23 protein-coding genes and 1 pseudogene are annotated in these 19333 nt (G+C 67.4%); 16 read left to right on the top strand and 8 right to left on the bottom strand.

The window, feature by feature from the left end; genetic code table 11:
• Nucleotides 1-48 precede the first annotated feature (48 nt).
• The 5 genes from JWP60_RS15435 (at nt 49) to JWP60_RS15415 (ending at nt 4941) form a co-directional block, all read left to right on the top strand.
• Nucleotides 49-888, top strand: a complete 840-nt coding sequence (locus JWP60_RS15435) for an isocitrate lyase/phosphoenolpyruvate mutase family protein (RefSeq protein WP_299793078.1) — start codon at nt 49-51, stop codon at nt 886-888.
• Nucleotides 889-1038: 150 nt separating this feature from the next.
• On the top strand, nt 1039-2013 hold the full coding sequence (locus JWP60_RS15430) for a tripartite tricarboxylate transporter substrate binding protein (protein ID WP_299793075.1): 975 nt from the start codon (nt 1039-1041) through the stop codon (nt 2011-2013).
• A gap of 36 nt (nt 2014-2049) precedes the next feature.
• Nucleotides 2050-2907, top strand: a complete 858-nt coding sequence (locus tag JWP60_RS15425) for a polysaccharide deacetylase family protein (RefSeq protein ID WP_299793073.1) — start codon at nt 2050-2052, stop codon at nt 2905-2907.
• Nucleotides 2908-2915: 8 nt separating this feature from the next.
• Nucleotides 2916-3890 carry a tripartite tricarboxylate transporter substrate binding protein gene (locus tag JWP60_RS15420; protein ID WP_299793070.1) on the top strand — a complete coding sequence of 325 codons (975 nt, stop codon included), beginning with the start codon at nt 2916-2918 and terminating at the stop codon, nt 3888-3890.
• Between the two features lie 25 nt (nt 3891-3915).
• The gene (locus JWP60_RS15415; RefSeq protein WP_299793067.1) at nt 3916-4941 is read left to right on the top strand and encodes an ABC transporter substrate-binding protein; all 1026 of its coding nucleotides are present in this window, start codon (nt 3916-3918) and stop codon (nt 4939-4941) included.
• A 169-nt stretch (nt 4942-5110) separates the two neighbouring features.
• Here the strand turns inward: JWP60_RS15415 and JWP60_RS15410 are convergent, their stop codons facing one another.
• The 4 genes from JWP60_RS15410 to JWP60_RS15395 are packed head-to-tail and all read right to left on the bottom strand — an operon-like array spanning nt 5111 to nt 8432.
• Complete coding sequence (locus JWP60_RS15410; protein WP_299793064.1) at nt 5111-6253, bottom strand: acyl-CoA dehydrogenase family protein; 1143 nt, start codon at nt 6251-6253, stop codon at nt 5111-5113.
• Nucleotides 6250-6921 (bottom strand): enoyl-CoA hydratase/isomerase family protein, encoded by a 672-nt coding sequence (locus JWP60_RS15405; protein ID WP_299793061.1) that lies wholly within the window; start codon nt 6919-6921, stop codon nt 6250-6252. Before JWP60_RS15405 ends, JWP60_RS15410 begins: the two co-directional genes overlap by 4 nt.
• Before the next feature lie 4 nt (nt 6922-6925).
• Nucleotides 6926-7762: an enoyl-CoA hydratase-related protein gene (locus JWP60_RS15400; RefSeq protein WP_299793058.1), complete on the bottom strand. Its 837-nt coding sequence runs from the start codon at nt 7760-7762 to the stop codon at nt 6926-6928.
• 22 nt (nt 7763-7784) lie between these two features.
• Nucleotides 7785-8432 (bottom strand): TetR/AcrR family transcriptional regulator, encoded by a 648-nt coding sequence (locus tag JWP60_RS15395; protein ID WP_299793055.1) that lies wholly within the window; start codon nt 8430-8432, stop codon nt 7785-7787.
• A gap of 145 nt (nt 8433-8577) precedes the next feature.
• Here JWP60_RS15395 and JWP60_RS15390 point away from each other — a divergent pair, with 145 nt between their 5' ends.
• The 3 genes from JWP60_RS15390 to JWP60_RS15380 are packed head-to-tail and all read left to right on the top strand — an operon-like array spanning nt 8578 to nt 12226.
• Entirely contained in the window at nt 8578-9372 is a 795-nt protein-coding gene (locus JWP60_RS15390) for an enoyl-CoA hydratase-related protein (protein ID WP_299793052.1), read from the top strand.
• Between the two features lie 29 nt (nt 9373-9401).
• On the top strand, nt 9402-10298 hold the full coding sequence (locus JWP60_RS15385; protein ID WP_299793049.1) for a CoA ester lyase: 897 nt from the start codon (nt 9402-9404) through the stop codon (nt 10296-10298).
• Nucleotides 10299-10309: 11 nt separating this feature from the next.
• Complete coding sequence (locus JWP60_RS15380) at nt 10310-12226, top strand: AMP-binding protein (RefSeq protein WP_299793047.1); 1917 nt, start codon at nt 10310-10312, stop codon at nt 12224-12226.
• Between the two features lie 18 nt (nt 12227-12244).
• Here the strand turns inward: JWP60_RS15380 and JWP60_RS15375 are convergent, their stop codons facing one another.
• Both JWP60_RS15375 and JWP60_RS15370 read right to left on the bottom strand, forming a co-directional pair.
• Nucleotides 12245-12727 carry a hypothetical protein gene (locus JWP60_RS15375; RefSeq protein WP_299793044.1) on the bottom strand — a complete coding sequence of 161 codons (483 nt, stop codon included), beginning with the start codon at nt 12725-12727 and terminating at the stop codon, nt 12245-12247.
• Nucleotides 12715-12864 carry a hypothetical protein gene (locus JWP60_RS15370; protein ID WP_299793041.1) on the bottom strand — a complete coding sequence of 50 codons (150 nt, stop codon included), beginning with the start codon at nt 12862-12864 and terminating at the stop codon, nt 12715-12717. Before JWP60_RS15370 ends, JWP60_RS15375 begins: the two co-directional genes overlap by 13 nt.
• Before the next feature lie 223 nt (nt 12865-13087).
• Between JWP60_RS15370 and JWP60_RS15365 the strand changes: the two genes are divergently transcribed.
• Nucleotides 13088-13450: an SPW repeat protein gene (locus tag JWP60_RS15365; RefSeq protein WP_299793038.1), complete on the top strand. Its 363-nt coding sequence runs from the start codon at nt 13088-13090 to the stop codon at nt 13448-13450.
• Nucleotides 13451-13473: 23 nt separating this feature from the next.
• Here the strand turns inward: JWP60_RS15365 and JWP60_RS15360 are convergent.
• Nucleotides 13474-15030 (bottom strand): annotated as a pseudogene (locus JWP60_RS15360) (OB-fold nucleic acid binding domain-containing protein); the annotation flags it as partial.
• A gap of 293 nt (nt 15031-15323) precedes the next feature.
• Nucleotides 15324-15560 (bottom strand): helix-turn-helix transcriptional regulator, encoded by a 237-nt coding sequence (locus JWP60_RS15355; protein WP_299793035.1) that lies wholly within the window; start codon nt 15558-15560, stop codon nt 15324-15326.
• A 676-nt stretch (nt 15561-16236) separates the two neighbouring features.
• Here JWP60_RS15355 and JWP60_RS26785 point away from each other — a divergent pair.
• The 7 genes from JWP60_RS26785 to JWP60_RS15330 all read left to right on the top strand — a co-directional run.
• A complete protein-coding gene (locus tag JWP60_RS26785; RefSeq protein WP_363320867.1) occupies nt 16237-16464 on the top strand; it encodes an MbcA/ParS/Xre antitoxin family protein in 228 nt (75 codons plus the stop codon).
• A complete protein-coding gene (locus JWP60_RS15350; RefSeq protein WP_299793032.1) occupies nt 16406-16693 on the top strand; it encodes a hypothetical protein in 288 nt (95 codons plus the stop codon). Before JWP60_RS26785 ends, JWP60_RS15350 begins: the two co-directional genes overlap by 59 nt.
• A 64-nt stretch (nt 16694-16757) precedes the next feature.
• Nucleotides 16758-16922, top strand: coding sequence for a hypothetical protein (locus JWP60_RS15345; RefSeq protein ID WP_299793029.1), 165 nt, complete (start codon nt 16758-16760; stop codon nt 16920-16922).
• Between the two features lie 120 nt (nt 16923-17042).
• Nucleotides 17043-17504: an HAD domain-containing protein gene (locus JWP60_RS26780; RefSeq protein ID WP_363320866.1), complete on the top strand. Its 462-nt coding sequence runs from the start codon at nt 17043-17045 to the stop codon at nt 17502-17504.
• 35 nt (nt 17505-17539) lie between these two features.
• The gene (locus JWP60_RS15340) at nt 17540-17980 is read left to right on the top strand and encodes a helix-turn-helix transcriptional regulator (RefSeq protein WP_299793026.1); all 441 of its coding nucleotides are present in this window, start codon (nt 17540-17542) and stop codon (nt 17978-17980) included.
• A gap of 110 nt (nt 17981-18090) precedes the next feature.
• Nucleotides 18091-19011, top strand: a complete 921-nt coding sequence (locus tag JWP60_RS15335) for a DUF4238 domain-containing protein (RefSeq protein WP_299793023.1) — start codon at nt 18091-18093, stop codon at nt 19009-19011.
• 142 nt (nt 19012-19153) lie between these two features.
• On the top strand, nt 19154-19333 hold a 180-nt coding region (locus tag JWP60_RS15330; protein WP_299793020.1), incomplete at its 3' end, for a hypothetical protein.

Raw genomic sequence — 19333 nt, 5'->3', positions numbered from 1 at the left:
GAAGCTGAGCGCCGGGCCATCCGCGGCCCGTGCAGAGAGGAGACTTCGATGAGCGACTCCGTCCAGGCGAAGCGCGCCGCCTTCCGCGCGCTGCACGAGCAGGGCTGCTTCGTGCTGCCCAACCCGTGGGACGTGGGCAGCGCCCGCATGCTGCAGGGGCTGGGCTTCCAGGCACTAGCGACCACCAGTTCCGGCCACGCCTGGTCCCTGGGGCGGCCCGATGGCACCGCGTCGCGCGCGGCCATCCTGGAGCACGTGCGCTCGCTGGTCGAGGCCACCGAACTGCCGGTCAATCTCGATTTCGAGGACGGCTTCGCGCAGCATCCCGAGGGCGTCGCCGAGAGCGTGCGCCTGGCCATCGCCACCGGCGTGGCGGGCGTCTCGATCGAGGATTCCACCGGCGACCCCGCACAGCCAGTGCGCGACCTCGACGACTCGATTGCGCGCGTGCGGGCGGCCCGCAGTGCGATCGACGCATCCGGCGAAGACGTGCTGCTGGTCGGCCGCGCCGAGAACTTCTTCCTTGGCCGCCCGGACCTCGCGGACACCATCAAGCGCCTGCAGGCCTACGCCGAGGCCGGCGCCGATTGCCTGTATGCCCCGGGCATCCGCACGCGCGAACAGATCGCGGCCGTCGTTGCAGCAGTGGCGCCGCGGCCCGTGAACCTGCTGGTCGGGTCCCCCATCGGCCTGACGCTGGCGGAAATCGCGGAGCTCGGGGTGCGCCGCATCAGCATCGGCGGCGGACTCGCGCGTGCCGCCTGGGGCGGCTTCCTGCGCGCCGCCCGGTCGATTGCGCAAGAGGGCCGCTTCGATGCCCTGGGTGAGGCCACTCCCGGCACGGAACTGAATACCTTCTTTCGCCAGTTCGCCGATCACCGCGCGTGATCGCGCTGTGGGTCGGGGCAAGGCAGTGCGCATTGCGAGCGACTTGTCGAGAGTGAAAGCGCCGCTTGCCGGCGGTTTGTCCCTGGCCTATTCTGGCCGGCGACGCCGCGCGCTGTTCGAGGTGCGGCGTTCCATCCTTCGAGGAGACCGATGAAGTTCAGTCAACGCATTGCCCTGCGCGCCGTGGCCGTTGCGGTGCTTGGCCTGTCCGCCGTGGCAAGCCAGGCCGCCGATCCCTATCCCTCGCGCGCCATTCGCGTGGTGGTGCCCAGCTCTCCGGGCGGCAGCCCCGACACGCTGGCCCGCATCATTGCGCCCGCCCTCGAGAAGGAGCTGGGCCAGCCGGTGGTCATCGACACCATTCCCGGTGCGGCCGGCATCATCGGCACCGACAAGGTCGCCAAGGCCACGCCGGACGGCTACACGCTGCTGTATGGGTTCAACCAGGTCGCGACCATGAACCCGCCGCTGTACAAGAAGCTGCCTTACCAGCCGGAACGCGACCTCCTGCCGCTGGGCCTGACGCTCAACCTGAGCTACATGTGGATCGCGAACAACGACTTCGCACCCACCAGCGTCAACGACCTGGTGAAGTACGCGAAGGCCAATCCGACCAAGGTGAACTATGCGTCCACCGGCCCGGGTTCCGCGGCCCACCTGGGTGGCGTGCTGCTGGAGCGCATGACGGGCGTCACGATGACGCACGTGCCTTATCGCAGCAACACCAACCCCGACCTGATGGCGGGCATCGTGCAATTGAAGCTCGATCCGGTGGCTGCGTCGCTGGGTCTGGTGAAGGCCGGCAGGGTGAAGGTGCTGGCCGTCAGTTCGCCCAAGCGACTGGCCGTGCTGCCCGATGTGCCCACCGTGGCTGAATCGGTCCCAGGCTACGAGATGGTGGGCTGGCAGGGTTTCTGGGCGCCCGTGGGTACGCCGCCGGCCATCGCGCAGCGCCTGAACACCGCGATCGTGAAAGTGATCCACAGCCCCGAGCTGCAAAAGCGCATCACCGAACTGGGCTACGAGCCGCTGGGCTCCACGCCGAAGGAGATGGCCGACCGCATCCGCCAGGAAACGGTCGAATGGACCCGCATCATCAAGCAGGCGGACATCACCCTTGATTGAAGGCGCAATGACCTGCATCGTGCCCCGGGAGCCCGCGTGAGCAGCGAAGCGCGCATCACCCGGCTCGGCGACGACTTCCGCTGGCCGGGCGGCCGTCGCCTGGCCGTGATCTTCAACATCGCCTACGAGGCCTGGTCCGACGGCCAGGCCCCGGGCATCGGGCCGATGGGCAACGTGCTCAAGCCCGGCTTCTTCGATACCAACGCGCACTCGTGGGCCTCCTTCGGCCTGGTGCGCGGCATCCACCGGCTGCTGGCGATCGCGCAGAAGCATGGCATCCGCACCAGCGTGATGGTCAATGGCGTGATCTGCGAACGCGACCCCGCCACCGTGCGCCAGCTCGCCGACCTGGGCCACGAGATCGTGAACCACTCCTGGGGCATGGACGTGATCCCGGTGTACTTCGACGAGGCGGCCGAGCGCGCCAACCTGGAGCGCAATCACGCCCTGCTGAAGACGACCGCCGGCGTCGCGCCGATCGGCTGGATCAGCCCGCGCGGCACCGGCAGTGCGATCAGCTCGCGCCTGCTGGCCGAGGCCGGCTACCTGCACCACGGCGACGTCAACGACGACGACCGCCCTTACGTGATGGACTTCGGCGGCAGGCGCATCGTCGGCATTCCGCTGACCATGGACGTCAACGACCTGCCCACGTGCGTGCGCTACGGCCAGGGGCCGCGGCACATGCTCGACACCTTCGCGGACACCTTTGCCGCCATGCGCGCCGAACCGGCGCCGCTGATGCTGGACGTGACGGCGCACACGCACGTGATGGGCCGCCCCTCGGGCGCCTGGGTGTACGACGAGATCATGCGGCGCGTGAAGGCTTGCGACGACGTGTGGATCTGCACGCGCGAGCAGATGGCGCGCCACGTACTCGCGAACACGCGCTGAGCCGCAGCATGAGAACGACCCGTCGTGCGCTGTCCGTGCTCGCGCTGGCGGCCGGCCTGCTGGGGGGCTGGTCGTCGCTGGCCCAGCCGACCTGGCCTGCCAGGCCGGTGCGGCTGGTGGTGGCCTTCGCGCCGGCCGGTCCGGCGGACATCATCGCGCGCCTGCTGGCGCAGCGGCTGGGCGAGGCGCTCGGACAGACGGTGGTGGTGGAGAACCGGCCCGGCGCCGCCGGCAGCATCGCCTCCAACGCGGTGGCGCACGCCGAGCCGGATGGCTACACCTTGCTGGTCAACACCAGTTCGTATGCCGTCAACCCGGCGATGCAGCGCAACCTGGGCTTCGATGCGGAGAAGGACCTCACGCTGGCAGCACTGGTGGCCTCCAGCCCCAACCTGATCGTCGCTGGGCCGGGCGTGAAGGCGCGCACGCTCAAGGAGGTGATGGCGCAAGCGCGCTCGGGCACCTTCAACTACGCCACGGCCGGTGCCGGCACCACGCCGCATCTGACGGCCGAATACCTGTTCAAGGTGCTCGGCAAGGTGAACGTCACGCACGTGCCGTTCCAGGGTGCGGGCCCGGCGCTGAATGCGGCCATGGCCGGCACCACGCAGCTCGCGAGCGTGGCACTGCCCGCCGCAGTGGAGATGGTCAAGTCCGGGCGCCTGCGCGGACTGGTGGTGACCGGGGCGAAGCGCTCGCCCGCGCTGCCGGAAGTGCCGACGGTGGCCGAGTCGGGCTTCCCCGGCTTCGAGGACGTCACCTGGGTCGGCATCTTCGCGCCGGGGCGCACGCCCGATGCGATCGTGCAGCGGGTCAACCGCGAGGTGACGACGATCCTGCGCGAGCCGCAGTTCCAGGCCAGGCTGGCCGCCACCGGCTTCGAGCCCATGGGCGGCAGCGTGCCGCAGGCCCGCGAGTACCTGCACAACGAGATCGCCAAGTGGGCGCGGGTGGTGCGCGAGACCGGCGCCAAGGTCGATTGAGATCGTCAAGCCAAGAGGAGCTTTCATGAACGAGCCATTGCGCAGCGGCCCGCGTCGCCGCTCCTTCGTCGTCGGGATCGGCGTCGGTGCCGCTGCGGCACTGGCCGGTTGCGCCGCGACCGTGCCCACGCCGCCGACCATGGAGCGGCTGCGCGTGAAAGTCTTTCCCGGCGCCCAGAACCTGGCGCTGTTTGCCGGCATCGGCCAGGGCATCTTCGCGCGTCACGGGTTGGACGTGGACCTGCAGTTCACGCAGAACTCGGTGGAACTGCGCGACGGCCTGGCGCAGGGCGCCTTCGACATCGCCCACGCCGCCGTCGACAACGCGGTGGCCATGCGTGAGGCCGGGCGCGAGGTCGTGATCGTGAGCGGCGGCGACAACAGCATGAACGAGCTGTTCGTGCAGCCCGGCATTGCATCGGTCGCCGACCTGCGCGGCAAGACGCTGGTCGTCGATGCGCCCAACACGGCTTATGCGCTGCAGGCCAAGAAGATCCTGAAGAACGCGGGCGTGCAGCCGGGCGAATACGCCGTGAAGGAAGTCGGCGGCACCTTCCAGCGCATCAAGGCGATGCAGGAGGACCGCAACAACAGCGCTTCGACCCTCAACCCGCCGTTCTCGCTGCAGGCGCTGCAAAGCGGACTGCGCAGCCTGGGGCGCGTGAGCGACCTGCTCGGGCCTTACCAGGCTTCGGGCGCCTTCGTGATGCGGCCCTGGGCGCAGGCGCATGGCGCCTTGCTGGAGCGCTATCTCGCGGCGTGGATCGAGTCAACCCGCTGGGCGCTGGCCCCGGCGAATCGCGAGGGCGCGATCGCCTTGCTGGTGCAGCGCCTGCAGATCGCGCAGCCGCTGGCGGTTGCCACCTATGCGGCGCTTACCGATCCGCGCAACGGCCTCGCCCCCGACGGCGCCTTCGACCCTCAGGGTTTCGCGACGCTGCTGGCGATCCGCGCCGAGATGGAAGGGCAGTGGGGCGGCCGGCCGCCGGGGCAGGAGCGCTTCGTCGACCTGCAGTGGTACCGCCGCGCGTTGCAGATGCAGCGCGCCTGAATGCCTGGCGCCCAGCCGTGCGGGTCTCGGGTCTGCCCGGTCTGCCCGGTCTCGCCGGTAGGCTGGGCTGCGCGCAGCGCACCCCAGCGCTCGCGCGCGTCGCTGGGGTGACTGTCGTCAGCCCAGCCTACCGGGGCACCGTGTGCGTTGTGCGTCGGCTCCCCGAGTATCAGAGCCCCAGCGTCGCCGCAATGATGTTCTTCTGGATCTCCGAGGTGCCGCCGCCGATGGTGGCCAGCCGCGAGTCGCGGAAGAAGCGCTGCATCGGGTATTCCATGCAGTAGCCGTAGCCGCCCAGGATCTGCAGGCACATGTCCGAGATGGTCTTGTACGACTCGCCGATGTAGTACTTGATCACCGCCGTGTCCGCGCGCTGCGCCTGGTTGTTTTCCATCAACCAGGCATAGCGGCGGATCATCGTCTGCGCGGTGTCCAGCATGACCTTCATGTCGGCGAACTTGTGCTGCGTCACCTGGAAGCTCCCGATCGGCTTGCCGAACTGGTGGCGCGTCTTGGCGTAGTCCAGCGCGAACTCGAAGGCCCGGCGGGCCGCGCCGATGCGCGCTGCGGACAGGCACAGGCGCTCGTAGCGCAGCGTGTCCTCGCAGATGGACCAGCCCTCGTCGAGTTTTCCGAGCAGCGCGATGCGGGACACGCGCACATTGGTGAACGTCACCTCGGTCGTGCCGATGGCGTGCTGCCCCAGCGTCGGGATCCTGCGCACTTCGATGCCGGGCGTCTTCGTCGGCACGAGGAAGGTGCTGATCCCGAGCTGCTTCTTGCCCAGGTCATTGGTCCGCAAGGCCACCAGCGCGTAGTCGGCGATGTCCATGCCGGAGGTGAACTGCTTGCGGCCGTTGATGATGAAGTCGTCGCCATCGGCGACGGCGCGCGTGCGCAGGGCGGCCGCGTCCGAGCCCGAGTCGGGTTCGGTCAGCGCGAAGGCGAACGAGAGCTCCCCCTTCACCGTGCCCGGCACGATGCGGCGCTTCTGTTCCTCGGTGCCGTGCTTCAGGACGGCGTAGCAGCCGTAGGTGAAGTTGCGAAACAGCCAGAGCCCGAGTTCCTCGAAGTGGTTGCCGGTTTCCTCGAGCAGCAGGGCGAGGTCGGTCGGCGTGCCGCCGGCGCCGCCGTATTCCTCGGGCGCGATCAGTCCGAGCCAGCCATTGCGGGCGAGCGCGTCGAAGGCCTCCCGCGGCGGCTTCTGCGCCTCGTCGCAGCGTGCCGCGTACGCCATCGGGCATACGTCGTCGAGCAGGGTGCGGACGTGGTGCAGCATGGCCTCCTGTTCACTGGTGAGACCGAAGTTCATCGCGGGGTTCCTTGGAGTGGGCTGCCGGCGCGATCGGCCGGCGAAGAATTCAAGCAAGTGATTGAATCATACGTGAGCTCGCGCGCGAGTTCCAGCGCCTGCGGCAGCGGATCGCCCTCGACCACCTGCGTCACGAGACCCCAGCGCCTTCCCTGCTCGGCGTCGAACGGGCGCCCGGTCAGCGCGGCGTAAGTCAAGGCGCGCGGTGGCATGCGCGTGCCCGCGGCCTTCAGGATCTGGCCGCCCGGCACGAAGCCGAAGTTGATCTCGGGCAGGCCGAAGCGCGTGTCGCGGCCGGCGAGCACCACGTCGGAAAACGCGACCAGGGGCAGGCCGGCGCCGAGGCAATAGCCTTGCACCGCGGCGATCAGCGTCTGCGGCATCTCGCGCAACAGGCGCGTGCGCCAGTGCTCGGTGGCGGCACGCGCGCGGCGCAGCAGCTCGGGCGGCCGGGTGGAGCTGTCGAAGAAATCCTTCATGTCCATGCCGGCGCAGAAGTGGCCGCCTATGCCGTGGAAGACGACCACGCGCACCGCTGGGTCGTCGCGCGTGCGCAGCAGCACCTCCTCCATCGCCAGCGTCAGTTCCACCCCGATGGCATTGCGCTTGGCGGCGCGGTCCAGGCCTATGCAGCGGATGCCTGGCGCCACGTCTTCGATTTTCAGCATGCTCTCAGTTTCCCAGACCGGGCTTGCTCTTGCCGGCCAGGAAGCTCTCCACCGCCGCCGCCCGGGCAGAGGGGCGCCCCGCCTGCAGCGCCTTGAGTTCGGCGAACTTGGCCGCCGTGAAACTGAGCACACCGTCCCAGCTCATGGCGCCGACGTGCAGCAGCGTCTCCTTGGTAAAGCGCAGGGCGATGTCGTCCTTGGCCGCGAGCTCGCCGGCCAGCGCCTGCGCCTCGGCGTCGAGCGAAGCGGGGGGCACGCTGCGCGTGGCCAGCCCGTTGCGCTCGGCCTCGCGGCCGTCGAAGCTGCGGCCGGTCAGCGCGTAGTAGTCGGCGGCGCGCTGCGCGATCACGCGCGAGGCGGCCTTGGCCACGGTGCCGGTCGTGCAGCCGCCGGTGTCCTCTTGCGGCAGCGAAAAGCGGGTGTCCTCGGCGGCCAGCACGATGTCGCAGCTCTCGAGGATGGCGCAGGCCTCGCCTTCGCAAAAGCCATGCACCACGGCAATCACCGGTTGCGGCAGCAGTCGGAGCAGCCGCGTGCGCCAGGCCTGCGCCGATGCGCGTGCTGCGCGCAGCGCGGTATCGCCGTGCCGTGCCGTGTCGGCGAAATCCTGCGCATCGAGACCGGCGCAGAAGCCTTCGCCCTGGCCGCGCAGCACGACGACCCGCACCGCGCTGTCCGCTGCAACGGCACGCAGCAGCTTCTCCAGCTCCAGCGAGAGCGCGACGTCGATCCGGTTCTTCTGCTCGGGGCGGTTCAGCGCGATCGTGAGAATGCCTGCGTCCAGCTCCGTGGCCAGGCAGTGCAGCGGACCGAGGTCGGCGCCGGGGCCGGAGTACTCCATCGTTGTTCCTTGCGGGTTGTCTTCAGGGGGCGCGCAAACCGGCCGCCGCATAGCGCACCAGGTGATCCAGCGTGGCGCGGGGATCGTCCGTGCGCAGGCTGCCCTTGGTGACCGATTCGATGCGCCCCGGCCGGGCCATGCTGTAGACCATGGAACCCAGCAGGAAGTGGAAGCGCCACTGCAGTTCCTTCTGCGGCAGCCTGGGCAGCGCGCGGGCCAGGGCTTCCATGGCCATGCGGCTGGTGGCGTCGAAGGTGCGCGCCATGATCTCGCGCTTGACGTCGTCCCGCTCGAACATCATGCGGGCCCGCAGCCGTGTGAAGGCGAGGCCCTCGGGCGTCTCCATCAGGTCCAGCGCCGGCTGCAGGAAGGCGCGCAGCACGTCTTCGACGGCGGGCCGCCCCTGGCGATTCGTCTTGACTTCGCCCAGCAGCTGCGCGCGCCGGTCGGCGATCGGCCGGGCGCGGCGCGCGAACAGCTCTGCCAGCACCGCCTCCTTCGAGCCGAAGTGGTAGTGGGCGGCGGCGCTGTTGACGCCGGCGGCCGACGTGATCTCCCGCAGGCTCACGCCGTCGATGCCGCGCTCGCTGAACAGCCGCTCGGCGGCCAGCAGGATGCGATCCGGCGTGCTTGCCTCGGTTCCCGGCGCCTCGGGACGTTCCTTCGCCATGCCAGCCTCCATTCCTTGCGTGCATTCTACGGGGGTGCGGCGGCGAGTTAAAGCACTTGATTGAGGCGCTTGCTTGAGATATCCTGCCTTCAAGCAAGTGATTGAACCGCGCCGTCGGCGCGACCCCCGATCCATCCCCCCGCAGATGACCACACCCGACCCCGAGACGCTCTCCATCACCCGGCACGGCCGCGTTGCCGTTCTGGCCCTGCAGCGGCCGCAGGCGCTGAACGCCATCAACGTGCAGATGCGCACGGAGCTGCGCGACACGCTCGATGCGCTTCGGCGCGACCCGGATGTGGGCGCCGCGGTGCTCACCGGCGCGGGCGACAAGGCCTTCTCCGCCGGCATGGACCTGCGCGAATTCTCCAGGACGCAAGCCGGCGTGCCGATCACCGAGATGCGGCGCTTCCGCTGGGAGCAGGGCGAGGCCATCGCTGGCTTCGACAAGCCGATCGTTGCGGCGGTCAACGGCCTGGCCGTGGGCGGCGGCGTCGAGCTCGCGCTGCTGTGCGACATCGTGCTGGCCGCGGAGGGCGCGAGCTTTGCCTTCGGCGAAGTCAAGCGCGGGCTGATGCCGGGCAACGGCGGCACGCAACGGCTGGCGCGCCGCATCGGCCAGGCGCGCGCGCTGGAGATGATCCTCACCGGCAAGACGGTGGCAGCGTCCGAGGCCCTGGCCATCGGCCTGGTCGAATACGTGCTGCCCGGCGACCAACTGCTGGCCCGCGCGATCGACCTGGCCGGCGAGATGGCGGCCAACGCGCCGGTCGCCGTGCGCATGGCCAAGAACGCCATCGTGCGCGGCGCCGAGCTGTCGCTGCAGGACGGCCTGCGCCTGGAGCAGGACCTCGCCGCGCTGCTCTACACCACCGAAGATGCCCGCGAGGGGCCGCTGGCCTTTCTCGAGAAGCGCGCCCCCCACTGGCAGGGCCGCTGAGCGCGCAGCCCGAACCGCAAGGACAAGACATGGCCACCCCTGAGATCCGGATGTTCCGCACCCTCCTGTTCGCGCCGGGCAGCCGGCCGGAGCTGCTGGCCAAGGCCCAGGCCGGCCAAGCCGACGCGCTGATCTTCGACCTGGAAGATTCCGTCCCGGCCAACGCCAAGGACACCGCCCGCCGCAACGTCGCCCAGGCGCTCGCCGGTGGCCTGGCCAAGCCGATGTACCTGCGCATCAACCATCCGCGGGCCGGCGATTTCCGCGCCGACCTCGCGCTGCTGCAACAGGCACCGAGCCTGGCCAACGTGATGGGCGTGATCCTGCCGAAGGCCGAACAGGCCGCCGACGTGCAGGAGGTGGCGGCGGTGCTGGCCAGCGTCGAGACCGGCGCCGGGCTGGCCGAGGGCAGCCTCGCCATCGTGCCGCTGATCGAGACCTGCCTGGGCCTGCGCAACACCTTCGACCTGTGCAGCGCCTCGCCGCGCGTCACCGGCATCGCGCTGGCCAGCGCGGAGCAGGGCGACTTCATGGTGGACCTCGGTGGCCGCTGGACGCCCGCGAGCCAGGCGCTCGCTTATCCGCGCAGCAAGATGGTGGTCGACGCGCGCGCCGCGGGCGTGCAGTGGATCGTCGACGGCGTCTTCATGAACCTCAAGGACCTCGCGGCGCTGCGGCGCGAATGCGAGCTGGCCCGCGAGGTCGGCTGCAACGGCAAGATGGCCATCCACCCGACCCAGGTCGACGTGATGCACGAGGTCTTCTCGCCCAGTGCCGAGGAGCTCGAGTACGCCCGCGGATTGCTGGCGGCCTACCGCGAAGGCGAGGCGCGCGGCGTCGGCGCGGTGCAGTACCGCGGCATGATGGTCGATGTCGCCAACGTGCGGCTGGCCGAGCGCACGCTGGCGCTGGCGCCGGTGCAATGAAGAGCGGCTCCATGGACCTGCAGTCCTCCTCCGGGATCGAACCCGACATCGGCCCCCGGCGCAGCGTCCCGCGTCACTCCTATCCGCCCCTGCGCACCATCGCCGACGTCGAGGCGATCGAGCGGGTGCCGCTGGAGCAGCGCATCACGCGCTGGGACTTCGCGCTCAACCTGCTCGATGGCTGCCGCCATGCGCCCGAACGCGCCGGCATCCACGCCACGCGCAACGGCGACATAGCCGGCGAGATCTACACCTGGAGCTTCGCCGAGCTCGAAAGCCGCTCGCTGCAGATCGCCAACCTGCTGCGCGCCAGCGGCATAGGCGCGGGCGATGCGGTGGCCATCGTGAGTCCCACGGTGCCTGGCCTGTTCGCCACCATGATCGGCGGCCTGCTGGCGGCGCGGCCCTTTCCGATCAACTGGATGCTCGATGCGACGGCGCTGCGCGACCTGCTGCTGCGCTCCGAAGCGAAGGCCGTGATCGCGCTCGGGCCCACGCCGGGATTCGCCATCTGGCACAACGTCAGTGCGGCGCTGGCTGGCATGGAGCGGCCGCCGCGCCTGTTCACGCTGCACGATCCCTTCGGCCCGGCGCACGAGCACGACCTGCTCACGGCGGCCGCCGCGCACCCCGGTGACCGGCTGGCCTTTGCGCGCGCGATTGCGCAGCGCACCACGATCGCCTGCTACGTGCACTCCGGCGGCACCACCGGCCATCCGAAGATCGTGCAGGTGCGGCACGGCGGCATGGTGTTCCGGCAGTGGGCCGCCAACCTGTGCCTGGCCTTCACGCCCGACGACGTGGTGCTCTCGGACACCCCGCTGTTCCACATCGGCGGGCTGCTGGTGCGCGGGCTGGTGTCCACCGCCGACGGTCACACCACCGTGATTCCGAGCATGCACGGAGCGCGCGACAAGACCTATATCGCGAACTACTGGCGCTTCGTCGAGCGCTTCCAGGTCACGCAGATCTCCGGCGTGCCGACCACGCTGTCGGTGCTGGCCAAGAATCCGCCCACGGGTGAAGACATCGCCACGCTGCGACCCTACTTCGCCACCGGCTCCACGGCGATGGCGCCCGCGGTGCAGGACCGCATCCTCGCCATCACCGGCGCCCGCACGCTGCAGACCTATGGCCTGACCGAGAACACCAGCCACGTCTCGGTGGACCCGCGCGACGGCGAGATCCGCCGCGGCTGCTCGGGCATCCGCGTTCCCTACACCACGGTGCGCATCGCGCAGATGGGCGACGGCGGCGCCGTGGTGCGCGATTGCGCCCCCGGCGAGACCGGCATGGTGCTGGTGCGCAGTCCGGGCGTGGCGGCGGGTTATCTCGATGCGGAACAGAGCCGCGGCGTGTTCCTGCCCGACGGCTTCCTGGTGACCGGGGACCTGGGCAGCATCGATGCAGACGGCTACGTGCGCATCAGCGGGCGGCAGAAGGACATCATCATCCGCGGCGGCCACAACATCGAGCCGGGCATCATCGAGGACGCGCTGCTGCAGTCGCCCTGGGTGGCGCAGGCCGCTGCCGTCGGCAAGCCCGATGCGCATGCCGGCGAGTTGCCGATCGCCTACGTCGAACTGCATCCGGGCGCGCAGGTGAGCGCCGAGGAACTCCTGCGCTATGCGGCGGAGCGCATCCCCGAGCGGCCCGCCGTGCCCAAGGAAATCATCTTCATCGACAAGCTGCCGCTCACGGCGGTGGGCAAGCCGATGAAGCACCTGCTGCAGGCCGAGGCGGCGCGGCGCGTCTTCACCGAGGTGCTGCAGCCGGTCTCGTGTCCCTGGGACCTGAGCGTGGCCGGCACCGGCGGCAGCGGCCTGAAGCTCACGCTGCGCCTGCGGCAGGCAAGCCCGGCCGCGCGCGCGCAGGCGGAGGCGATCCTGTCGGCGTTTGCGATGCCCTACGCGATCGAGGAGGGCTGAGCCCGGCGCAGGGCCGGTTCAGCCCTCGTGCGGGGCAGCCTGCCACAGGGTGTACGCGGCCGGCTCGGTGGCGGTCGTTGCCTGCGCCAGCAGGTCCTGCCGCCAACCGGGCAGGCGGCGCGCCAGCGCCTCGGCCAAGGAATGTTGCTGCGCCAGCGGGCCGGGCACCGCGACGCCGTTGCCCGCGCGTCCGTACAGGAGGAACAGCATCTGCTCGCGTTGCGGGCCGGTCTCGCGCGCGCGGACTTCGACGCTGCCCAATTCGTCCCAGCGCACGCTCTCGACGACCGTCTTGCGCAGGCGCGAGCCGTGCTCGCGCCTGATGCCGTCCTCGCCCACCTGCAATTCGTCGCGGTAGGCATCGATCCGCGGCAGCACGCGCGTCAGGGTCACCAGTGCCGCCGTCACCAGCCACAGCCAGAACGGCATGGCCCCGGTGCGCACCAGCAACAGGCCGCCCACCAGGAACGCCAACAGGAACAGCGACTTCACCCAAGCCATTTGCGCCACGCCATGAGTTCGAAAACGCCGCCGATCACGGCGAAGCCGCCGGCGGCGGGCCGCGTGGCGGCAAACAGGTACAGCAGCGCCGCGGTGGCGAAGCAGGCGAGAGTGGTGGAGTGAGGGATCTTCTTCATGAGAGTGCCGGGTTCGTGGCCGGGGGCTGAGGTACCGAATGCTAGCGCGCGCCGAATCCTTGCTGCCGGCAGGGTGGGTTGCGCGCAGCGCACCCCATCATGCACCCCGGGTTTTCGCCTCCCCCGCCGGCGACGGCCGGGCAACCTGCCGCCGGCCGAACGAGTTCTAATGAATTAAGCCGCACGTCCGCATGCGGCCAGGAGACAGCGCATGAAGAGGCACATGAAACATTGGCAGGATGTGGTGAGCACGCTCGTGGGCGTCTGGCTGATCGTCTCGCCATGGGTGTTGGGTCTGGACATTCACACGAACGTGGCGGCTTTCGGCTGCTTCGTCGTGATCGGGGTACTGCTGTGCGCCTGCGGCTTGTGCGAATTCTTCATCCCGGAAGCTTGGGAAGAGTATTCCGAGCTGTACCTGGGCGCCTTGCTGATGGTCTCGCCCTGGATGCTGGAGTACAAGGCGGCGCTTCCCGTGGCCACCAGCATGGCGATGGCGTGCGGCGGCCTCGTGCTGGCGATGGCACTGTGGGTGCTGGTCACCGACGACCAGTTCGGCTGGATGCGGCGACGGCTGGCGCACTAGGAGTCCGGGGCCGGGTTCAGGCCCTAATGGAAGTCCCGACTCGTTGCCGAGGGCCCCAGCCGGCCCAGCAGCGGGGTCAGGTCTTCCAGCTGGCTGGCGATCAGGTTGCACACCTCGCCTTCGCGCTGCCAGACGCCGCGCACGGCGAGCAGGCGTGCGCGCAGGAGCTCGTTGCGCTGCCGATCGCGCACGTTTTTCCAGCAGATCACCTGCACCACGCCGGTCTCGTCCTCGAGTGACACGAAGATCGCCCCCTTGGCGGTGTCCGGTTGCTGCCGCAAGGTGACGATGCCGCAATAGCGGACCTGCCGGCCGTTGGGCAGCTTCTGCAGGTCCGCGGCCGAGACCAGCTTGCGCGCGGACAGGAGAGGGCGCAGCAGCGCCAGCGGATGCCGTCGCAGCGTCAGGCCCAGGGACGCGTAGTCCCACACGATCTCCTCGCCTTCCGGCGCCGGCGGCAGTTCCAGGTATGGCTCGTCGATGGGAGCGTCCCGCAGCAGCAGCGGTACGGCCTTCAAGGCCGCCGCGTCCCAGACCTGCTGGCGGCGATGGCCGGAAAGACTCTGCAGCGCATCGCCCGCTGCCAGCAGCTTCATCTCGTGCTGCTCCAGGCCGGCGCGCCGCGCCAGGTCTTCGGCGCTGTCGAAGGGGGCCTCCTTGCGTGCCGCAACGATGCGCGCCGCCGAACCGGCCTTGAGCTTGTCGACCATGCGCAGGCCCAGGCGCACCGCCGGTGGCTGCGGCAGGTCTTCCAGCGTGCAGTCGACCTCGCTGTGCATCACGTCCACGGCGCGCACCACGACGTCATGGCGCCTGGCGTCCTGCACCAGTTGCGAGGGTGAGTAGAAGCCCAGTGGCTGGCTGTTGAGCATGGCCGCCAGGAACTCCGCCGGATGCCGGCACTTGATCCAGCAGCTCGCATACACCAGCAGCGCGAAGCTGGCCGCATGGCTTTCCGGAAAGCCGTATTCGCTGAAGCCCTTGATCTGCTCGAAGATGCTCTTGGCAAATGACTCCTGGTAGCCGCGCGACGTCATGCCGTTGACGATCCTGTCGTAATACTTCTCCAGCCCGCCCGTGCGCTTCCACGCGGCCATCGCGCGCCGCAGGCCGTCCGCCTCGCCCGGCGTGAAGCCGGCGGCCAGCATGGAGATCTGCATGACCTGTTCCTGGAACACGGGCACACCGAGGGTGCGGCCGAGGGCCTCCTTCAGCGCCTCGCTCGGGTAGGTCACCGGCTCCTTGCCCTGGCGGCGATTGAGGTAGGGATGCACCATGCCGCCCACGATCGGCCCCGGGCGCACGATCGCCACCTCGATCACCAGGTCGTAGAACGCACGCGGCTTCATGCGCGGCAGCATCGACATCTGGGCGCGGCTCTCGATCTGGAACACGCCCACCGTGTCGGCCTTGCAGATCATGTCGTAGGTGGCTGCATCTTCCGCCGGGATGTCCTGCAGCTCGAACTGGTAGCCCTTGCGCTGGCCGATGAATTCCAGCGACTTGCGGATGGCCGTGAGCATGCCGAGCGCCAGGCAGTCCACCTTCAGCAGGCCGACGGCGTCCAGGTCGTCCTTGTCCCTAAGGGGACCCACGAGGTCGCATACCGGCTGAATCAACGGGGTCGTATCAGCGCGAGTTGCGCTGCGACTGCCCCTTCTTATCGACGCCGCCCGTAAATTTAGTCGATAACGGAGCTTGCGGTGCCGCTTATCGACGTCTCGGACGTTTGCGCGAGGGGAGGGGAGTTGCCGTCGAACCTGCGCTCCAGTTCTGTGCTGGCGCCCGGGGCCACACCTTTTGCCATCTGCAGAGGAGGTCATTCCGTTGCCGCGAACGGCTGATCGAGGTCTCCGGCGGTACGGGTGCCGTATCAGTACGTAGGTGCGAGCAGGTCCGATACATCGACCTGGAGAGCCATAGCGATGCGTTCGATGTTGTCGACCGAGACATTTCGCTCGCAGCGCTCGACCGAACCGATGTAGGTCCTATGCAACCCGGAGAGCTCGGCCAACATCTCCTGCGAGAGGCCAGCGTCCGCACGCAGGCGCCTCATATGGGTAGCCAATCTCTCTCTCGCCGACGCTCGTTGTCCGCTCCCTAGCCTCATCGGGTCCGAGGTTCGCCCGATCGATGACTTTGGGTCTACAGACTATGAGTAGCATCTGTACAATGAAGCGGCGTCGGATACCGCTACGACGCTCAGACGCTTCTCCCGCAGAAGGACCAGCATTGTTCGCCACAAACCCAGCCCTTAGGCTCGAGATTCCCTCCGCTCTCCTGGGCGCCGATGTGTGGGATTCGCTCGAGATCGTCATGCTCGAACCCGTTCTACTTGTGACTACGTCACAACCGACTGAGGACGGCATTCATGCGAGTCGAACCTTTCTCGTCAAGGCGCGACATCTTGCGACGATGCGCCGGAGCAAAGAGGTGCGGATTGACACCGTCGACCTACTTTCGCCTGCGCGTGTGAACGGGAACGGTGAATGGAGGTTGCACCGGCTGAATGAAGTGTGGGAGTGCCGTGATGCACGCGATACGCACACGGCCTGGCTCTTTCGGGCCGTCAACGGAGCGGAATTCTGTGATTCACCGGTCGGCGATTCGCCGAGCACGCTGGTACGAGACCGCCGTGTGTTCTCCGCTCCGGTAGAGCGCAAAAGCTCGGGAGTCCGTGCACACCCTGGTGAAGAGCGGCACCAAAACGATCCAAGTGCCGCACGTGACCGCCGAGCGTCGAGTGCAAAGGGAGGGCGAATCACAAATTCTGCCCAAGACGCGCGATGAGAGTTGAGGATTGTGTGCGTCAGCTGCAGGGCGTCGTAGATCGCATCGTTGCGGAATCCGGAAATCCAAGGAACTTCGATTCCGTGCGATGGCTTTCAGAATGGATTGAGAAGCCGAATCCCGCGCTTGGCGGCAGGCTTCCGCGCGAGATGTTCGAGGAAGCAGGTGGATTCGAACGGGTTCGAACCTTGCTTCTGCGCATGCAGTCTGGCGCGTACAGCTGAATCGCCCGCGGGCAAGCACGGGCAGGCAGTGACGCACGCACACATTTCTGAAACGGTGCTTGAGCGGGCCGCGCAGCTCGCCGGCGACATGGCACGGGCGAGGCACTGGTACTTCAACTGCCCACTTCCTGAGTTCGGCGGTCAGACTGCGGAAGCTGCCGTGGCGAACGGCCGCGAGGCCGATGTCCTTGATCTTCTGGACATGTACGAAGCAGGCCCATTGGGCTGAACCGCTCGGCATGTGGCCGCCACGAAGTACGACACCTTCCCAACAGCGCATGCAAGGAGCTCGCATGAAGAACTGGATACGCCGTCACTTCAGCGACAACGTCCAAGCCCAGAAGAACATCCTGATCGTGGGCAGCGCGATCGGGGCGGTCGGAGTCATTTTGTTCGCGGTCGCATTCGTCCTCCTTGTGCGCGCGGGAGGGTTGCCGCTGCACCACTCGCACTGTTAGCAATGTGCACTTCAGTGAGCGTTGACACGCTGTCCAACATTTCGGAGCCGTCGTGCACAGCAACTCCGCTCAGTCGCGGATAGGCTACGGATACCCCTGCAGCCGGCCTCCCAAATACGTATGCGTCCCACGAAACGGCTGCTGTTCCTTGACTTCGACGGCGTCCTGCACCCGGTCGCCACCAAGCCGGGGGAGTCGTTGCCCTTCGAATGGGTGCCGGAACTTTCGGCGCTGCTTTCAGAGGCTCCGGATGTCATGATCGCTGTGCACTCATCGTGGGCAGAGAGGTACCCTCTCGATCAGATGAGGGACTTTCTCGGTCCTGTTGGCTGTCGCTTGATTGGCGCCGTCAATCCGGGTGCCAAGTCAAGTTCTATCCTTCTGTTCCTCCGCTCGAGACCAGATGTCCAAGCCTGGCTCGTGATCGACGACGAGGCGGGTGAGTTTCCGCCGGACTTTCCCGGACCCGTCGTCATTTGCGACCCCGCGCGAGGCATCTCGGATCTGGCAGTTCAGGACCAAATTCGCCGATGGATGACGCTACCGCCCAACAAAGGCCGACGTGGTTTTCCGATACCGTAAATACAAGCGCGCAGCCTCCCTCCACAATGGGAGGAATGACCGATCTGGCACATTCGCTGAAGACTGAAATCTCCCGAGTCGCCCGAAAAGAGATTCGATCCGAGCTCGCTGATCTCAAGAGAGCAAACTCGCAGCACCGCGCGCACATTGCGGCCTTGAGACGCCAGGTTGAAGGTATGGAACGCGCTCTGATGCAGGTCTCGAAGGCGCAGCGGAACGTCGACGGATCCTCGGCTTCGAGTGGATCTGCCGAACCCGCCGCCTTGAGGTTCCGTGCCTCCGGACTGGCAAGCCACAGAAAGCGCCTAGGGCTGTCCGCTGCCGACTTCGGAAAGCTCATAGGCGTATCGGGGCAGTCTGTCTACAAGTGGGAAACCGGTGAAGTGAAGCCACGCCGCGCCCAATTGGAATTGATCGCGGCTATTCGCAAGATCGGTCGCCGGGAGGCGGTGGCTCGCTTGGCCAGCGCCCAATGAGGGTCCGACCTCATTGCACGGGCTGACAAGATGTACAACCAGCCGGATCAGGCCGCCGGAACTCAGATCGGCCTCGATCTGGAGCTTTCGCTGACGCCCAATATGTCCCAATGAAGCTGGCTGGTGCAGCTCCAAAGCCGGTGAACCAACATTGGGTACCCAAGTTCTACCTGCGCTACTTCGCCACGCCAGAAACTCGAGACACCGATGCTCCGCAGGTCTGGATCTTCTCCAAACGGGAAGACGACGGTGACGAGAAGTTGACCCATGTGCGCAACGTCTGTGCGAAGCGCTTTCTCTATTCACCGTTAGGGGACGACGGTGAGCGCAACTGGGATCTCGAAAGCCGTCTGGGGGAAGTCGAATCGCTTCTAGCCAGGCGTTGGCCTGAATTCGCAGAGGGTTTCGCACCGCTGGAGGACCAACCTGTGCGAATGAGCTTGTCGCTCTTCGTGGCCATCATGCACATGCGTAATCCTGTCCTACGCGAGGAAGTCGAAAGAATGCACGAAAGGTTCGTCCGCGCCTTCGAGGATGCGCCGCTGCGGGCCGATGGAAGCCCGGAAGTAAAGGCGGTACAGATTAACGGGCAGACGCGCTCCATCGACACCAGTGACTGGAACTCCTATCGTGCTTGGAGCAAGAACGACCATGATCGGTTCTTCGCAGGTATGGTTCAGCGTGAAGCTGGCCACATTGCCAAGCTGCTCCTCAAGAAGCGCTGGTCAGTGCTGCATTCCGAGAGGGATGTGTTCATCACCACTGATAAACCCGTAGGCACCTACCACCAAGGGCGCGAGAAGTTCGGCTTCGGAACGGACGGGGTCGTCGTCACTTTTCCGCTCGGGCCCAAGCGGCTGCTCGTAATGGACGATCTGCATGACGAGCCGGCGAACCAGCATTACCAACTGAAGGAAGGCAACGCGGGCTGGTTCAACATGACGACGTGGCAGGGTGCCAGCCGACTTATGATCACGGGCCGTCCGATTCCGGAAGTGCTTTCCGAAATTCTCGCGCTGGAGCATCGCTAGCCTAGGGAAGGTCTGATCAACTCGAAAACGCGGCCAGCCTGAGCCCGCGTAAATCGCGCAACGCGGACGTGCTCGCGGCACGGTGTCCCGAGCCTATGGTCCGCCGGTTACCATTACGTTAGGCCGCACAGGGAGCCGTGCGATGAATAACCTCTGCCTACTCACGAACATGACAAGTTCAGAAATCGCTGCCTGGGCACAGGCAACGGTCGGGACTGTTGCGATAGTCGTGGGTGCCATCGTGGTTCGGTGGCAGGTGAAGCGCGGACGCAAGGATCTTCTTTTGGCTGAAGCGCGTCGGTTGGACGGCCTTGCACGGTTA

The sequence above is a fragment of the Ramlibacter sp. genome, assembly GCF_028291745.1.
Lineage (GTDB): Bacteria > Pseudomonadota > Gammaproteobacteria > Burkholderiales > Burkholderiaceae_C > Ramlibacter.
This window is presented reverse-complemented; position numbering and strand designations above follow the sequence as displayed.

Coding starts and splice junctions, on each gene's coding strand:
- JWP60_RS15435 (WP_299793078.1), top strand. CDS start 49: ATGAGCGACTCCGTCCAGGCGAAGCGCGCCGCCTTCCGCGCGCTGCAC.
- JWP60_RS15430 (WP_299793075.1), top strand. CDS start 1,039: ATGAAGTTCAGTCAACGCATTGCCCTGCGCGCCGTGGCCGTTGCGGTG.
- JWP60_RS15420 (WP_299793070.1), top strand. CDS start 2,916: ATGAGAACGACCCGTCGTGCGCTGTCCGTGCTCGCGCTGGCGGCCGGC.
- JWP60_RS15415 (WP_299793067.1), top strand. CDS start 3,916: ATGAACGAGCCATTGCGCAGCGGCCCGCGTCGCCGCTCCTTCGTCGTC.
- JWP60_RS15410 (WP_299793064.1), bottom strand. CDS start 6,253: ATGAACTTCGGTCTCACCAGTGAACAGGAGGCCATGCTGCACCACGTC.
- JWP60_RS15405 (WP_299793061.1), bottom strand. CDS start 6,921: ATGCTGAAAATCGAAGACGTGGCGCCAGGCATCCGCTGCATAGGCCTG.
- JWP60_RS15400 (WP_299793058.1), bottom strand. CDS start 7,762: ATGGAGTACTCCGGCCCCGGCGCCGACCTCGGTCCGCTGCACTGCCTG.
- JWP60_RS15395 (WP_299793055.1), bottom strand. CDS start 8,432: ATGGCGAAGGAACGTCCCGAGGCGCCGGGAACCGAGGCAAGCACGCCG.
- JWP60_RS15390 (WP_299793052.1), top strand. CDS start 8,578: ATGACCACACCCGACCCCGAGACGCTCTCCATCACCCGGCACGGCCGC.
- JWP60_RS15385 (WP_299793049.1), top strand. CDS start 9,402: ATGGCCACCCCTGAGATCCGGATGTTCCGCACCCTCCTGTTCGCGCCG.
- JWP60_RS15380 (WP_299793047.1), top strand. CDS start 10,310: ATGGACCTGCAGTCCTCCTCCGGGATCGAACCCGACATCGGCCCCCGG.
- JWP60_RS15375 (WP_299793044.1), bottom strand. CDS start 12,727: ATGGCTTGGGTGAAGTCGCTGTTCCTGTTGGCGTTCCTGGTGGGCGGC.
- JWP60_RS15370 (WP_299793041.1), bottom strand. CDS start 12,864: ATGAAGAAGATCCCTCACTCCACCACTCTCGCCTGCTTCGCCACCGCG.
- JWP60_RS15365 (WP_299793038.1), top strand. CDS start 13,088: ATGAAACATTGGCAGGATGTGGTGAGCACGCTCGTGGGCGTCTGGCTG.
- JWP60_RS15355 (WP_299793035.1), bottom strand. CDS start 15,560: ATGAGGCTAGGGAGCGGACAACGAGCGTCGGCGAGAGAGAGATTGGCT.
- JWP60_RS26785 (WP_363320867.1), top strand. CDS start 16,237: ATGAGAGTTGAGGATTGTGTGCGTCAGCTGCAGGGCGTCGTAGATCGC.
- JWP60_RS15345 (WP_299793029.1), top strand. CDS start 16,758: ATGAAGAACTGGATACGCCGTCACTTCAGCGACAACGTCCAAGCCCAG.
- JWP60_RS26780 (WP_363320866.1), top strand. CDS start 17,043: ATGCGTCCCACGAAACGGCTGCTGTTCCTTGACTTCGACGGCGTCCTG.
- JWP60_RS15340 (WP_299793026.1), top strand. CDS start 17,540: ATGACCGATCTGGCACATTCGCTGAAGACTGAAATCTCCCGAGTCGCC.
- JWP60_RS15335 (WP_299793023.1), top strand. CDS start 18,091: ATGAAGCTGGCTGGTGCAGCTCCAAAGCCGGTGAACCAACATTGGGTA.